Origin of the sequence: Agrobacterium larrymoorei (genome assembly GCF_037722385.1) — a bacterium.
GTDB classification, from domain to species: domain Bacteria; phylum Pseudomonadota; class Alphaproteobacteria; order Rhizobiales; family Rhizobiaceae; genus Agrobacterium; species Agrobacterium larrymoorei_C.
This window is the reverse complement of the sequence record NZ_JBBKAQ010000003.1, coordinates 301,525-314,679: the sequence shown is the minus strand read 5'-3', so window position 1 is coordinate 314,679 and position 13,155 is coordinate 301,525. Positions and strand designations below refer to the sequence as shown.

Annotated in this window: 13 protein-coding genes and 1 tRNA gene; 7 read left to right on the top strand and 7 right to left on the bottom strand. The window is 56.1% G+C overall.

The window, feature by feature from the left end:
* Window positions 1-718: 718 nt before the first annotated feature.
* Together WKI41_RS06820 and WKI41_RS06815 are read right to left on the bottom strand one after the other, a co-directional pair.
* The gene (locus tag WKI41_RS06820) at window positions 719-1,678 is read right to left on the bottom strand and encodes a PopZ family protein (protein WP_340192732.1); all 960 of its coding nucleotides are present in this window, start codon (window positions 1,676-1,678) and stop codon (window positions 719-721) included.
* A 197-nt stretch (window positions 1,679-1,875) separates the two neighbouring features.
* Window positions 1,876-2,547, bottom strand: a complete 672-nt coding sequence (locus WKI41_RS06815) for a protein-L-isoaspartate O-methyltransferase family protein (protein WP_340192731.1) — start codon at window positions 2,545-2,547, stop codon at window positions 1,876-1,878.
* 243 nt (window positions 2,548-2,790) lie between these two features.
* Here WKI41_RS06815 and WKI41_RS06810 point away from each other — a divergent pair, with 243 nt between their 5' ends.
* The 4 genes from WKI41_RS06810 (at window position 2,791) to WKI41_RS06795 (ending at window position 3,979) form a co-directional block, all read left to right on the top strand.
* On the top strand, window positions 2,791-2,943 hold the full coding sequence (locus WKI41_RS06810) for a DUF3309 family protein (protein WP_340192730.1): 153 nt from the start codon (window positions 2,791-2,793) through the stop codon (window positions 2,941-2,943).
* Window positions 2,944-3,110: 167 nt separating this feature from the next.
* A tRNA-Cys gene (locus WKI41_RS06805) sits at window positions 3,111-3,184 on the top strand.
* A 187-nt stretch (window positions 3,185-3,371) separates the two neighbouring features.
* Window positions 3,372-3,662 carry a hypothetical protein gene (locus WKI41_RS06800; protein ID WP_340192729.1) on the top strand — a complete coding sequence of 97 codons (291 nt, stop codon included), beginning with the start codon at window positions 3,372-3,374 and terminating at the stop codon, window positions 3,660-3,662.
* 71 nt (window positions 3,663-3,733) lie between these two features.
* Window positions 3,734-3,979, top strand: coding sequence for a DUF982 domain-containing protein (locus WKI41_RS06795; RefSeq protein ID WP_340192728.1), 246 nt, complete (start codon window positions 3,734-3,736; stop codon window positions 3,977-3,979).
* A gap of 572 nt (window positions 3,980-4,551) precedes the next feature.
* On the opposite strand, the gene wrbA is transcribed toward WKI41_RS06795, so the two are convergent.
* Window positions 4,552-5,151: an NAD(P)H:quinone oxidoreductase type IV gene (wrbA, locus tag WKI41_RS06790; protein WP_340192727.1), complete on the bottom strand. Its 600-nt coding sequence runs from the start codon at window positions 5,149-5,151 to the stop codon at window positions 4,552-4,554.
* Window positions 5,152-5,395: 244 nt separating this feature from the next.
* Here wrbA and WKI41_RS06785 point away from each other — a divergent pair, with 244 nt between their 5' ends.
* Together WKI41_RS06785 and WKI41_RS06780 are read left to right on the top strand one after the other, a co-directional pair.
* The gene (locus WKI41_RS06785) at window positions 5,396-6,169 is read left to right on the top strand and encodes a competence/damage-inducible protein A (RefSeq protein ID WP_340192726.1); all 774 of its coding nucleotides are present in this window, start codon (window positions 5,396-5,398) and stop codon (window positions 6,167-6,169) included.
* A gap of 118 nt (window positions 6,170-6,287) precedes the next feature.
* Window positions 6,288-7,133, top strand: a complete 846-nt coding sequence (locus WKI41_RS06780) for a universal stress protein (protein ID WP_340192725.1) — start codon at window positions 6,288-6,290, stop codon at window positions 7,131-7,133.
* Between the two features lie 134 nt (window positions 7,134-7,267).
* On the opposite strand, the gene WKI41_RS06775 is transcribed toward WKI41_RS06780, so the two are convergent.
* The 4 genes from WKI41_RS06775 to WKI41_RS06760 form a co-directional block, all read right to left on the bottom strand.
* Complete coding sequence (locus tag WKI41_RS06775; RefSeq protein WP_340192724.1) at window positions 7,268-8,041, bottom strand: amino acid ABC transporter ATP-binding protein; 774 nt, start codon at window positions 8,039-8,041, stop codon at window positions 7,268-7,270.
* Between the two features lie 11 nt (window positions 8,042-8,052).
* Window positions 8,053-9,210: an ABC transporter permease subunit gene (locus tag WKI41_RS06770; RefSeq protein ID WP_340192723.1), complete on the bottom strand. Its 1,158-nt coding sequence runs from the start codon at window positions 9,208-9,210 to the stop codon at window positions 8,053-8,055.
* A gap of 5 nt (window positions 9,211-9,215) precedes the next feature.
* On the bottom strand, window positions 9,216-10,412 hold the full coding sequence (locus WKI41_RS06765; RefSeq protein WP_340192722.1) for an ABC transporter permease subunit: 1,197 nt from the start codon (window positions 10,410-10,412) through the stop codon (window positions 9,216-9,218).
* A 107-nt stretch (window positions 10,413-10,519) separates the two neighbouring features.
* Window positions 10,520-11,542 carry an amino acid ABC transporter substrate-binding protein gene (locus WKI41_RS06760; protein WP_340192721.1) on the bottom strand — a complete coding sequence of 341 codons (1,023 nt, stop codon included), beginning with the start codon at window positions 11,540-11,542 and terminating at the stop codon, window positions 10,520-10,522.
* 339 nt (window positions 11,543-11,881) lie between these two features.
* On the opposite strand from WKI41_RS06760, the gene WKI41_RS06755 reads away from it, so the two are divergent.
* The gene (locus WKI41_RS06755) at window positions 11,882-13,069 is read left to right on the top strand and encodes a cystathionine beta-lyase (protein ID WP_340192720.1); all 1,188 of its coding nucleotides are present in this window, start codon (window positions 11,882-11,884) and stop codon (window positions 13,067-13,069) included.
* Window positions 13,070-13,155 lie beyond the last annotated feature (86 nt).

Sequence of the window (13,155 nt, the reverse complement as noted above, 5' to 3'; positions counted from 1 at the left end):
ACGCACCCGCTCAAACCGCCTTCCAGTCACTCTGAGTTGACGACGACCAACATCGCTACAGCGATGCGTTCGCTTGCAGGGGCGGGTTGGATACTCCATTGCTTTGACGGGGGAACGATAACGAACGCGTCTGGAACTCTGCTTGCGGGTCTTTCGAATAAGACCCACGTCTCCTTGAGAGCGCCATGTCTGCCTGGCATGCAGAATAGTCTGGCGGTTGCAAAGCGCACGGCTTCCTGAGGATTGAGCTGTTTTATTACCCGCTGATTCGATCCGGCACGGCTGAAGTTCTTGACCGACTGTCGCATGGTTGGGATGCAACTGACCGTTTCGTTGAGCATAAAGGTGCGGCCCGGATGTCTGAGGGTGGCTCTGTCCAACACGCCTCACGCGCTGGAAATGGGGGCGATGTTTGGGAGCGACGCGGGCGCAGAAGTGAGCTTGGAGCTGCGAAGTCCGCTCTGCAGCATCGGCCCGAAAATCGGAATTGATTCTCGGAGAAGCACGATGCGTAGATCCCAAAAGCTGAAGCGTCCTTTGTGCGTCTAATGGGACGCAAGGCACTTTAGCAAGGAGCTCAAGGGAGTTGTAAAAAAGCGAAAGCCGCTGAGGAGGTCATCTCCACAGCGGCTTTCTTTATCAACGAAAGGTCATCATGACCTCAAGGTGACCTCGTTCGACGCGGCAGGAGAAAGGTGCAGCCTTCCTCCAAGGTGCATCAACGACGAGGACCACGCGCAACGCGCTCGATTTCTTCACGAACCATACGTTCGACGATCGTTGGCAGGTTATCTTCCAGCCATTCCTGCAGCATAGGGCGCAGCATATCCTGAGCAACGGTTTCGATTGTCGGATTACGCACGCCATCGAACACGTCGGCAAGAGCACCAAAAGACCGGGCGATCTGGGCACCCGCCTCAGCAGATACCAAGTTCAGCGGCAGATCGAGCTTGGGCTCGCTTTTCTGAGCGAGCGGTTCTGCAACAGGCTCCTGACGAACCTCGACCGCGCGAGAAATCGGCTTTTCTTCTTCCACGGTACCGCGCAGTTCCATTGTTTCCCAGACAGGAATGGACTGCGGTGCTGGCTCGTGCACGGGAGAAGGCCCCGCAGCCGGCGGTGGGGGATTGAAAGTCGGCATTTCCCGGACAGGCTGATGTGTTGCAGCAGCCATCAGTGGGCGCACATCCGTTGGTCGCGCAGGCGGAGCCATCTGGGGGCGCTCGTTTTCAAACGAGGCTTGCGGCAATGCTGGTGCGACGGCTGGTGCCGGTGTTGCACCCTGCCCTAGTGCCACACTCGCTTGCGGACCAAGCGCAGCATTGCGATCGGCAGCTGCGCGAACGCGTGCTGCCACATCGGCCAGCGACAGCGACTTTTCGGCGGCACGCTCTACGGCAGGCTCTTCTCTTTCGGCAACAGGCGCAAAATCGTTGAACTGGCGAGCCCCATAGCCCTGATTGGCAGCCGGTGGGACATGGGCAGGCGGGCTCGGGATTTCCGCGGAGACATCCTCGGCAAAATCGACATCCAACTCGACATCGCCAAGATCGAACTCAGGAGCCGGCTGACCTGGAAAGCCATTCGATGGCGCCGGTTCGTTGCTCTCGATGATCCTGCGGATCGATGCCAGAATCTCTTCCATGGATGGTTCACGCGCTACACTCGGCTGAGCCATTTTAATCCCCGATTTTCACATTTAAGACGGGCCGGAGCAAAATACGCATGCTCCGAATCACCTCGAGTGTAGGCCACCGAGACTCGGAAGAGAATCCATGCAGGCGGCTGATTTGCGCGATGCACAGCTTTATTTGCAAATAAAAACGGCCCGGCGTGAACCGGGCCGTCTGTTAACCATCTGCTTTTGCAGACGATTTAGAAAACAAACTCACGCGCCTTGGCAAAGCCTGGAAGTGGCTTGAGCGACGCATTAAAGAATGTCGCGGCAGAAATACCTTTGCCATCGCGACGATAAACAGTCGCCTTGGCTGCGTTGCCATAACCGACGACAGCGATCAGGCGACCACCATCGGCGAGTTGGTCGAGGAGCACCTGCGGCACTTCCTCGACAGAACCATTGACGAAGATCACATCATAAGGTGCCTGGGCTGCATGTCCCTGCTCAAGCGCGCCAGCCACCGTCACGACGTTATCGTAACCGAGTGCGGCAAGCGTTTCGCTCGCCTTGGCCGATAACTCCGCATCGCTCTCCAGCGAAACGACAGAACCCGCAAGTTCCGACAGGATCGCGGAAAGGTAGCCGGTCGCTCCGCCGACTTCCAGAACGAGATCATCCTTGGTGATGGCGACAAGCTGCAGCATCTTGGCGATCGGCGAAGCCTTCAGCAGGTAACGCGGACCGAGTCCATCCTTGGCGGGACAGATCTGCAGGTCCTCGTCCATATAGGCGACCTGCTTGACGCTTTCTGGAACGAAAGCTTCACGAGGAACGGAGAGAAACGCCTTGAGCACCGAATGGGATGTCACGTCGGTGGTGCGCACCTGGCCGTCGACCATTTTCGCGCGTGCGGTTTCAAAATCCATCATGTCGTGCTTGCCTCGAGTAAAAGCCTGCGAACACAGATGTGTCCGCTTTTTGCTAATCGTCTTAATGGGCTCCGGCTGCGCTTTCAAGCACAAGCATGCATCAGGCGGACTAAAAAGAAACGGGCTTGTGCGACGGCATGTCGTCTTCTTGCAATTGCACCCTCCGATACCGCGCCTTGGAACTTTTTTATCCGCCTAATCATTATTGCGTTACTGAAGCATCATCAACGGCTGGAGGTAAAAATGCTCGGTACAATCCTAGTCATCCTTCTCATTCTCTTCCTGGTCGGCGCGCTTCCGAGTTGGGGCTACCACAATTACGGATGGGGACCGTCTGGCGGCTTAGGCCTCGTTCTGGTCATTGTCATTGTCCTGCTTCTGCTTGGACGGATTTGATCAAAGAGATTGAAAAAGGCCTCGCCGCGGTTACTGCCCCGGCGGGGCCTTTTTGTCACCTTTAAGTGGCCTGGAAAAACTTATCGGGAGTTTTTCAAACTCTCCTATTGCGTGGAAAATGGATTCGTTCTAAATCCCCGCCATCGCTCAAACAGACGAGCGGGTGAGGCCTCGTGGCGGAGTGGTGACGCAGAGGACTGCAAATCCTTGTACCCCGGTTCAATTCCGGGCGAGGCCTCCAAAAAATTCTCCACATGATGATTTCCTTGGTCGTCGCGATGCTGTCGTGAGGCAGACGAACATAGTCGTGCATGTTAAGGGCCATCAGTCTCAGTCAGAGATCGAGCAATCGAGGAACCTCCATCCGGACTTCTAGTTTACGGCGGTGACCTCGTGACGACATTCCGTCTGATCCTATGGAGCCTATCATGACAGCGAAGTCTCTTTTCGCCATTTCCGTTCTTGCTCTGGCGCTTGCAGGCTGCACGACGGGGATTTCGAATGCTAACCTGGAGCCTATCCCGGGGAGCATCACCTACAACGGACAGCCGCGCACCAAGCTGACGAAATCGCCGGTGGGTAGTACCTTCACGCATAACTTCAGGCGCTGGAACGGCGACCGCGTGATTGAGACCTATCAGATTCAGCCGGATCGTTCGATCAAGATCATCGACCGTCGGATCATTCGTGATTGGCTGACATTTGGCCGCGACGACTAATCCAAACTGTTGAATGAAACATGCTCTCGGGTTAGACGCATCTTTCGATCGAATGGAGCGTGAGCGCGAAGATGCATACGAAATGGGGCAAGCCTGTTCTTGTCGCGCTGGAAGAGCCGGATAATTATATCAGCATCGAAACAACACAGGCTGCATCCTGGGCGATGATCGAGGACTGGCCCGTTGAAGACGGTGATGCGCTCGATCAAGCTCTGCTTGTCTGCGCCGCCGTGGGTGCGGGCAAGAAAAAACCAGAAGACGCCCGAAGGGCCTTCATCGCCGCCGCAGTCGAAGCAGGCATCGATATAAAGGCATAGTGTCGCAACACCAATGATGCTGGTTAACGCGTGCGTTTTTTGCGTGTAGAAGATAACGAGCGGTTCGGCCAAGGCAGGTCGCGCCGTCGGTAGCGCCCTAGAGAACGTACCACCTAATTAGAATTAAAAGCGCGACGGTCGAACCTCGCCGATCGCCATTCGCCTGCAGAAAGTCCAAGACACGATGAAGAAGCCCCTGCTCCTGCTTTTGATGACCTGCCTTGTCGTCGGCGTCGTCGGCCATCTCATCATCGCCTTCGTTATTACCGGCTAATTAAAACAAATCGGCATTAAGAGAATCTCTTTACTGTCCATTAAGATTCGTACCATCGTCGCGGAACTACGTTATGTTTTCCACGTTTTCCTGGCACGGAAATCTGGAGGGTATAAAATGCGTGACGGCCTGAACAGTTTGCTTGAAATATCGCTTCTGGGCTTTGTGGTTGTGACATGCCTGATGATGGTCAACCCGCTGGTCTAAAGCTTTTGATTTTTTGATTAGTGAACCGCCTGCAATGGCGGATATGAAAATGCGGCCTCATGGGCCGCATTTTCATTTTTATCTACCGGGTTCAAGCCGAGAGCTTGGCAGCCAGTTTCGCAACATGTGCGCCCTGGAACTTGGCGCCTTCCAGCTCGATTGCCGAAGGCTGGCGCGAGCCGTCACCGTCGGTGATGGTGGACGCGCCGTAAGGTGAGCCGCCCTTGACTTCCTCCACACCCATCTGACCCTGAAACGCGTAAGGCAGACCCGCAACCACCATGCCGTGGTGCAGGAAGGTTGGGATGAAGCTGAGGATGGTCGATTCCTGGCCGCCGTGTTGAGTGGCAGTGGAGGTAAAGGCCGAACCGACCTTGCCGACCAGCTTGCCGCTGAACCACAGGCTACCCGTCTGATCCCAGAAATTGCGCATCTGCGACGCAACAGTGCCAAAGCGTGTGCCGGCGCCGACGATGATCGCGTCGTAGTCTGCGAGCTCGTCAACGGTTGCGATCGGTGCCTGCTGATCCAGCTTGAAGTGGGAGGACTTCGCGACTTCTTCCGGAACGAGTTCGGGAACGCGCTTCACGACGACGTCGGCACCCGCAGATTTAGCACCTTCTGCAACAGCATAAGCCATTGTTTCCACGTGACCGTAGGACGAGTAATAGAGCACCAGAACTTTTGCCATCGTTGGTCTTTCCTCACTGTTTGTTGTTCAGAATCGAAACTGCAGGGGCATACTACGCCTGCGATGTAACGAGACGCTAACAGAGGAATTGGGCAAGAGCGAGAGGTACGAACAGGACGGACTGTTCTCGATTTACGAACGATAGACGCGCGGGGGTATACGCGCCTATTTTGCGAGACGGCATATTGCATTCGCCGCTAACGGGTTTAACCTCCGGCTCATCCTGTCGCGTGAGTATCCTCCCATGTCTTCTGCCTCTCCCTCCTCCCCGGTTACTGCTGCCATGCTCGCCATCGGCGATGAGCTTCTGTCCGGTCGCACCAAGGACAAGAATATTGGGCACCTTGCCGATGTGCTGACCATGTCTGGCATCGATCTCAAGGAAGTGCGGATCGTTGCTGATGATGAGCCGGCGATTGTCGAAGCCTTGAACGCTCTTCGCGCGCGTTATGATTATGTCTTCACCTCCGGCGGCATTGGGCCGACGCATGACGACATCACTGCTGACGCTGTGTCGGTGGCATTCAACCTGCCCTGCGAGCACGATGCCGACGCACTGCGCATTCTTGGCGACATGTACCGCGCTCGCGAAATGGAGTTTACAGAAGCCCGCAAGCGCATGGCCCGCATGCCGCGCGGCGCCCAACACATTGCCAACCCTGTGTCGGTTGCGCCGGGCTTTATCATTGAAAACGTTTATGTCATGGCCGGTGTGCCGCAGGTATTCCAGGCGATGCTCGATAATGTCGCGCCTACGCTGAAGACGGGCGCCAAAATGATGTCACAGTCGGTAACATCACCCTATGGAGAGGGTGACATCGGAACGCCCCTGAGCGAGATCCAGAAGGCGCATCCTCAAACCAGCATTGGCTCCTATCCGAAATATGATGGGCAGCGTTTCTCCACTGAGATCGTCGTGCGAGCACGCGATGCGGACCTGTTGGACGCAGCAGCAAGAGACGTGGCGGCGATGATCGAAAACATTGCGAAAGCGAAAGCCTCGTCCACGTTTGCGTGAACTCCTTTGGGCGCAATACGTTTAATCTATGTAGCTTTGTCTTGATAGGGATCAAGGCGACAAACGAGTGACAGGCTTATCTTGAGCTCGTCACTGACGCGTTACAAGGAGAATGGCCATGGGCTATAGAACGATCCTCGCTGTTGTCGACACCGCTGAAAACACGCGTCAGCTGGACGCGTTCGTGGCTCAGTTGGCGCAACAATTCTCGTCTCATGTTGTCGGGCTCCATATGGAGGCTCTGGCTGCCGTACCGCTTGTCGCCCCCATGGAAATGCCGGATCCCGCCACCATGCAGGCCGTTCAGGATGTGGCCCACAAGGAAACCGAGGAGTCCGGCAAAATTTTCGCCGAAAACATGGCGGCAAATGGCATCTCCAGCGAATGGCGCAGCTTCGCATCTTCTGTTGGCTACTCTGCCAAATCCTCGATTCAGAGCGCGCGTTGCGCCGATCTGATCGTGGCTCGCCAACACAGTTCGTCGGCCCTGTCGGATAGCCGCGCCGACATCGACAATTTCCTCTATGAGAGCGGACGACCGGTCCTTCTCATCCCGCATATTCTGACAGCGCCCAAACCGATCCGCCGGGTGCTGATTGCCTGGAATGGATCACGCGAGGCGACACGCGCGACGTTTGACGCCCTGCCCTTCCTCCAGGCCGCCGAGAGCGTTGAAGTGTTCTCTGTCGACATGGAAGATAATGATTCCAAGACAGCTGCGCTGGCAGGATCGGAGATCGCCGCAACGCTTGCGCGGCACGGCGTCAACGTGACTGTAACTTCGCAGGAAAAAATACAGGGTGTTGCACCACACACGGCGATCGAGAAGCGTTTGGCGGATAACAGCATCGACCTGTTGGTGATGGGCGCCTATGGCCACTCCCGCTGGTGGGAAATGCTGTTCGGCGGTGTCACCCGTACGCTTCTCGACTCGATGACAGCAATGACACTGATGTCACGCTGACAACCTCGATACCTGATAAAGAAACCCGCCGGTCGCCCGGCGGGTTTTGTGTCTCGGCGTTTCGACAATTTGCTACAGCATTGCGCGTAGAGTCAAAAAGCCACGTGCTTTGTGTGTCGATAGGACAGACGGCGCTAGTGCAGGATCTGGCTGAGGAAGAGCTTGGTACGCTCATGCTGCGGATTGTCGAAGAACTCCTGCGGGGCGTTCTGCTCGACGATCTGACCCTGATCCATGAAGATCACGCGATTGGCGACCTGACGGGCGAATCCCATTTCGTGGGTCACGCAAAGCATGGTCATTCCGTCTTCGGCCAAGCTCACCATGGTGTCGAGCACTTCCTTGACCATTTCAGGGTCGAGCGCGGATGTCGGCTCATCGAAAAGCATGATCTTCGGCTTCATGCAAAGCGAGCGGGCAATCGCCACGCGCTGCTGCTGACCACCGGAAAGCTGGCCTGGATATTTATGGGCCTGCTCGGGGATCTTGACGCGCTTCAGATAGTGCATCGCGATTTCTTCCGCATCCTTCTTGGGCATCTTTCGAACCCAGATCGGTGCCAGCGTGCAGTTCTCCAGGATCGTCAGATGCGGGAAGAGGTTGAAGTGCTGGAACACCATGCCGACTTCACGGCGCACTTCATCGATCTTCTTCAGGTCGTTGGTCAGTTCGATGCCGTCGACAACAATGCTACCCGACTGATGCTCTTCCAAACGATTGATGCAGCGGATCATCGTCGACTTGCCGGAACCGGATGGACCGGCGATGACGATGCGCTCGCCCTTCATCACCTTGAGATTGATGTCGCGCAGCACGTGAAAATCGCCGTACCACTTGTTCATGCCGGTGATTTCGATCGCGACATCCGTCGCGGAAACTTCCAGCTTCTTTGCGTGGGTTTCTGCCATGAGATTTTCCCTTATTTTCTATGTCCGGTGTCGAGATGGCGCTCCATGAACAAGGAATAGCGCGACATGCCGAAGCAGAATATCCAGAATATGAACCCGGCAAACACATAGCCCGTAACAGGCGTCACAGGTGTTGCCCAGTTCGCATCCGATTGGTTGAGGTTAACGATACCGAGCAGGTCGAACATGCCGATAATCGACACAAGCGAGGTATCTTTGAAAAGACCGATAAAGGTGTTGACGATGCCCGGAATGACGAGCTTCAGCGCCTGTGGCAGAATGATCAAACGCGTCTTCTGCCAGTAATTCAGACCAAGAGAGTCGGCTCCCTCGTACTGCCCCTTCGGGATGGCCTGAAGGCCGCCGCGGATGACTTCCGCCATATAGGCGGATGCAAACAGCGACACGCCGACCAGAGCACGCATGAACTTATCGAAGGTGACACCCTCGGGCAGGAACAGCGGCAGCATGATGCTGGCAAAAAACAGGACTGTGATCAGCGGGATGCCGCGAATGACTTCGATGAACGTCACGCACAGCGTCTTGATCACCGGCATTGTCGAACGTCGACCAAGCGCCAGCAGAATGCCCAGCGGCAACGACACGGTGATGCCGAAGAACGACAAGATCAGCGTCACCATCAGCCCGCCCCAGAGCTGCGTCTCCACCCTCGGCAAGCCGAAGTAACCGCCGACAAGCAGGAAGAAGGAGACGAAGGGCAGCACAAGGAAGAGCAAGACAGCATTGGCCGTCTTGAACGGTGCCTTCGGGATCAACATCGGGATCAGCAGAATGACAAACATTGCTGCCACCAGAAGCGGCCGCCAGCGCTCGTCAAACGGATACCGTCCGAACATGAACTGCTGGAACTTGGCGCCAACAAACGCCCAGCATGCTCCGGCCTGACCGTCCGGCAAGGCACCACCTTGAGCGACAGTGAGGCAGGCCAGTCGGTCGGTACCGGTCCAAACGGCATCGATGAACAGAAATTGCACCAGCGGCGGAATGATGTAGGCGAGCAGTGCGATGGACAGCACCGTCATCACGACATCCTTCGGCGTGGCGAAGAGTTTCGTCTTGAGCCAATGAACGACGCCGACTTGGCTGGATGGCGCCGGCTGCGCCGGCACCAGTTCACGGCGGATATAGGAAACGGGATTAGTGGCCATGTCTCTTATCTCTCCACCAATGCCATCTTCGCGTTGAACCAGTTCATGAACAGCGCGGTGGTGATGGACAGCGTCAGATAGACAATCATCCAGATCGCCACGACTTCAACAGCCTGACCCGTCTGGTTGAGGATGGTACCGCCAACCGCAACAAGGTCGGAGAAGCCGACAGCAACAGCCAGAGACGAGTTTTTCGTCAGGTTGAGATACTGGCTGGTGAGCGGCGGGATAATGATGCGCATTGCCTGCGGTACGACGATCAGGCGCGTCGTGGTGCTGGAACGCAAGCCGAGCGCGTCGGCGGCTTCGGTCTGCCCCTTCGGCACAGCCTTGATACCACCGCGGACGATTTCAGCGATGAAGGAGGCGGTGTAGAAGGATAGAGCCAAGTACAGCGACATGAATTCCGGTGCGATGACCGAACCGCCTGCCAGATTGAAACGGCCAAGAACTGGAAGATCAAAAGTCAGCGGTGCGCCGAGCCCCAGGAACGTCACAAGAGGCAAACCGATGATGATCGCAGTGCCCACGAGACCGGTGCGGAATGGCTGGCCGGTGCGCATTTGCCGGGCCTTGGCCCAGCGATAGACGAAGAAGGTAATGACGATACCGACGAGGAAGGCCACCGGAACCATCCAGGTGCCCTCGCCCCAAACGAATTTGGGGTAGAAGAAACCGCGATTGTTCAAATAGGTATCGAATGGCAGTGCAAGCGATTCACGCGCCTGCGGAAGAATTGTGATGACGCCCTTGTACCAGAAGAAGATGACGAGAAGCGGCGGCAGATTGCGGAAGATTTCCACATAGGCCTGCGCGAGTTTCGAGACGAGCCAGTTTCTGGACAGGCGTGCAATACCGACGAGGAAGCCGATGATCGAGGCGGTGATGATGCCAAGAACCGCCACCTGCAAGGTGTTCAATATACCGACGATCAGCGCGCGACCGAAGGTGTTGTCGTTGTTGTAGTCGATCAGCGTCTGGCCGATATCGAAACCGGCTCGACCGTTCAGGAAGCCGAATCCTGAGGCGATATTGGCGCGCTGAAGATTCTGGATCGTGTTGTTGGTGATGAACCAGACGGCCAACACCAGGATGATGAGCGTCACGGTCTGGTAGAAGATGGACCGCATGCGCGGATCGTTGATCATGGACGTCGCGCCGGATGCGCCGGACGGTCCAGAACGGATCGTCTTGCCTGCCATAGGCACCTTTCCCTCTATATGCTCTTTTCGAGCTTATTTTATGAAGAAGAAGGAGGCAGAGATGAATATCCCCGCCTCCTGCAAAAGCTTTTTAGGCTTTAAAGCAATCAGCGAACCGGAGGTGCGTACTGCAGGCCGCCCTTGTTCCACAGAGAGTTCAGGCCACGCTCGATCTTGAGCGGGGAGCCAGGACCGACGTTGCGGTCGAAAACTTCACCGTAGTTGCCGACATTCTTGATGATGTTGTAGGCCCACTCGTTGGTGACGCCCAGATCGGTGCCGATCTTGGTACCTTCTTCGGTGCCGAGAAGACGCTTGACGTCCGGGTTGGCAGACGCCTTCTGCTCATCGACGTTCTTGGATGTGATGCCGAGTTCTTCAGCATTGACCATGGCGTAGTGAACCCAGCTGACGAGGTCGAACCACTGGTCGTCGCCCTGGCGAACGGCAGGTCCGAGCGGCTCCTTGGAGATGATTTCAGGCAGAACCATGTTTTCATCAGGGTTCTTCATCTTCAGACGAATGGCGTACAGGCCGGACTGGTCGGTGGTGTAGACGTCGCAACGACCGGAGTCGTAAGCTGAGGTCGCATCGGATTCCTTCTCGAAAACAACCGGGTTGTACTGAAGGTTGTTGGTCTTGAAGTAGTCGGCAAGGTTGAGTTCGGTCGTCGTGCCCTGCTGAACGCAAACGGCAGCGCCGGAAAGCTCAAGAGCAGACTTCACGTTGAGGCTCTTCTTAACGATGAAGCCCTGGCCGTCGTAGTAGTTGACGGTGCGGAAGTTGAAGCCGAGGGACGTGTCGCGGCTGATCGTCCAGGTGGTGTTACGCGTCAGAACGTCGATTTCGCCGGACTGGAGGGCCGGGAAACGATCCTTGGAGGTCAGCGGGACGTACTTCGCCTTGGAAGCGTCACCAAAAACGGCGGCAGCGATACCGCGGCAATAGTCAACGTCGATACCGGACCATTCGCCCTTGTCGTCAGGGTTCGAGAAACCCGGAATGCCAGAGCTGACGCCACAGGTGACGAAACCCTTTGCCTTAACATCCTGAAGAGTACCGGCAGATGCAGCCGTTGCAGCTCCCAAGACTGCTGCGCCAATAGCGGCTGACAGAAGTGCCTTTTTCATTTTTCCCAACCTTTGTCTCTTTTTTCTCGATTGGAGAGGACCGGCACCCGCCGTGGCTTGCAACAGTCTCTCCGCTTCACCTCCCGGTGTGCGTCCCTATCACAATCGCAATTGCCGCTATGGTCAAGACTTACGCGAAGCAATTGTGTCCAAAAAACGGAATTTTCAAAATTCCGACCTTTAAGTAAGCATCTGACTATTTTTTACGCTAAATCAGCCCAAAATCTACTCATCCTGTCAGGCAGGTAGACTGGTTTTCCCCAACCACAGATAACCCGCTTGACCTGTGAAGCAATTCCTCGGCATCTTCCCGCATCACATTAATGAGAGACGCCTAGCATGAAAGACAAGAACGAGATCCTCGGCAACTCGGGTGTGAATACCCGCCTCGCCCACCTTGGAAACGATCCGTCTGATTTTTTCGGCTTCGTCAATCCTCCGATCGCCCGTGGTTCGACGGTTCTTTTCCCGGACGCCGCAACACTGATGTCGGGCAACCAGCCCTATACCTACGGCACCCACGGCACACCGACCACGGATGCACTCTGCAAGATGATCGATGCGCTGGAAGGTTCGGCCGGAACCATCCTTCTATCATCCGGCCTTGCCGCCGTAACCGTGCCCTTTCTCGCCTATCTCGGTGCTGGCGATCACGCGTTGATCGTCGATTCGGTCTATTTCCCGACCCGTCGTTTCTGCAATACGATGCTGAAGCAATATGGCGTCGAGGTCGAATATTACGATCCCGCCATCGGCGCTGGCATCGAGGCTTTGATCCGTCCGAACACGCGGCTCGTGCATCTGGAGGCGCCAGGCTCAAACACGTTCGAAATGCAGGACGTGAGGCTGATCTCATCTATCGCGCACCGCCATGACTGCGTCGTCACAATGGACAATACCTGGGCGACCCCGCTTTATTTTCGCCCGCTTGACCATGGCGTCGATGTCTCCATCCATGCTGCGACGAAGTATCCGGCAGGCCATTCCGACGTGCTGATGGGCTTTGTGTCCGCCAATGAGAAACACTGGACTAAGCTACTGGAGGCCAACACCAATCTTGGCATGTGCGTCACCTCTGACGATGCCTATCAGGTTCTGCGTGGTATGCGCACCATGGGCATCAGACTGGAACACCATCAAAAAAGCGCCCTTAAGATTGCTCAGTGGCTCGAAACGCGTGACGATGTTGCCCGTGTGCTGCACCCTGCCCTGCCAAGCTTTCCGACACACGACGTCTGGAAACGCAACTTCAAGGGCTCGAGCGGCGTGTTCTCGTTCGTTTTGAAGGCCGATCAGAACAAGTTCACGCAAAAGGCGCACGCGTTTCTCGATGCTCTCTCCATCTTCGGGCTTGGTTTCTCATGGGGCGGCTACGAGTCGCTTGCGATCCCCGTCAATCTCGCCGATCGCACCGTAGCGGCAGCGCCGACCGAAGGACCTGTCATCCGGCTTCAGATCGGATTGGAAGATGTTGCGGATATCACGCGCGATCTCGAGGCAGGTTTTGCCGCCGCCGCGAAGATCTAGAGCATGTCGCGCCAAGTGTTCGACGGTCTTGCGGTAACGACATGCGGCAGAAATAACTAAAGGTGAGGAGCGAAGCTGAAAGATCG

Coding starts and splice junctions, on each gene's coding strand:
- WKI41_RS06785 (WP_340192726.1), top strand. CDS start 5,396: ATGTCTTCTGCCTCTCCCTCCTCCCCGGTTACTGCTGCCATGCTCGCC.
- WKI41_RS06815 (WP_340192731.1), bottom strand. CDS start 2,547: ATGATGGATTTTGAAACCGCACGCGCGAAAATGGTCGACGGCCAGGTG.
- WKI41_RS06755 (WP_340192720.1), top strand. CDS start 11,882: ATGAAAGACAAGAACGAGATCCTCGGCAACTCGGGTGTGAATACCCGC.
- WKI41_RS06770 (WP_340192723.1), bottom strand. CDS start 9,210: ATGGCCACTAATCCCGTTTCCTATATCCGCCGTGAACTGGTGCCGGCG.
- wrbA (WP_340192727.1), bottom strand. CDS start 5,151: ATGGCAAAAGTTCTGGTGCTCTATTACTCGTCCTACGGTCACGTGGAA.
- WKI41_RS06775 (WP_340192724.1), bottom strand. CDS start 8,041: ATGGCAGAAACCCACGCAAAGAAGCTGGAAGTTTCCGCGACGGATGTC.
- WKI41_RS06800 (WP_340192729.1), top strand. CDS start 3,372: ATGACAGCGAAGTCTCTTTTCGCCATTTCCGTTCTTGCTCTGGCGCTT.
- WKI41_RS06795 (WP_340192728.1), top strand. CDS start 3,734: ATGCATACGAAATGGGGCAAGCCTGTTCTTGTCGCGCTGGAAGAGCCG.
- WKI41_RS06810 (WP_340192730.1), top strand. CDS start 2,791: ATGCTCGGTACAATCCTAGTCATCCTTCTCATTCTCTTCCTGGTCGGC.
- WKI41_RS06765 (WP_340192722.1), bottom strand. CDS start 10,412: ATGGCAGGCAAGACGATCCGTTCTGGACCGTCCGGCGCATCCGGCGCG.
- WKI41_RS06820 (WP_340192732.1), bottom strand. CDS start 1,678: ATGGCTCAGCCGAGTGTAGCGCGTGAACCATCCATGGAAGAGATTCTG.
- WKI41_RS06760 (WP_340192721.1), bottom strand. CDS start 11,542: ATGAAAAAGGCACTTCTGTCAGCCGCTATTGGCGCAGCAGTCTTGGGA.
- WKI41_RS06780 (WP_340192725.1), top strand. CDS start 6,288: ATGGGCTATAGAACGATCCTCGCTGTTGTCGACACCGCTGAAAACACG.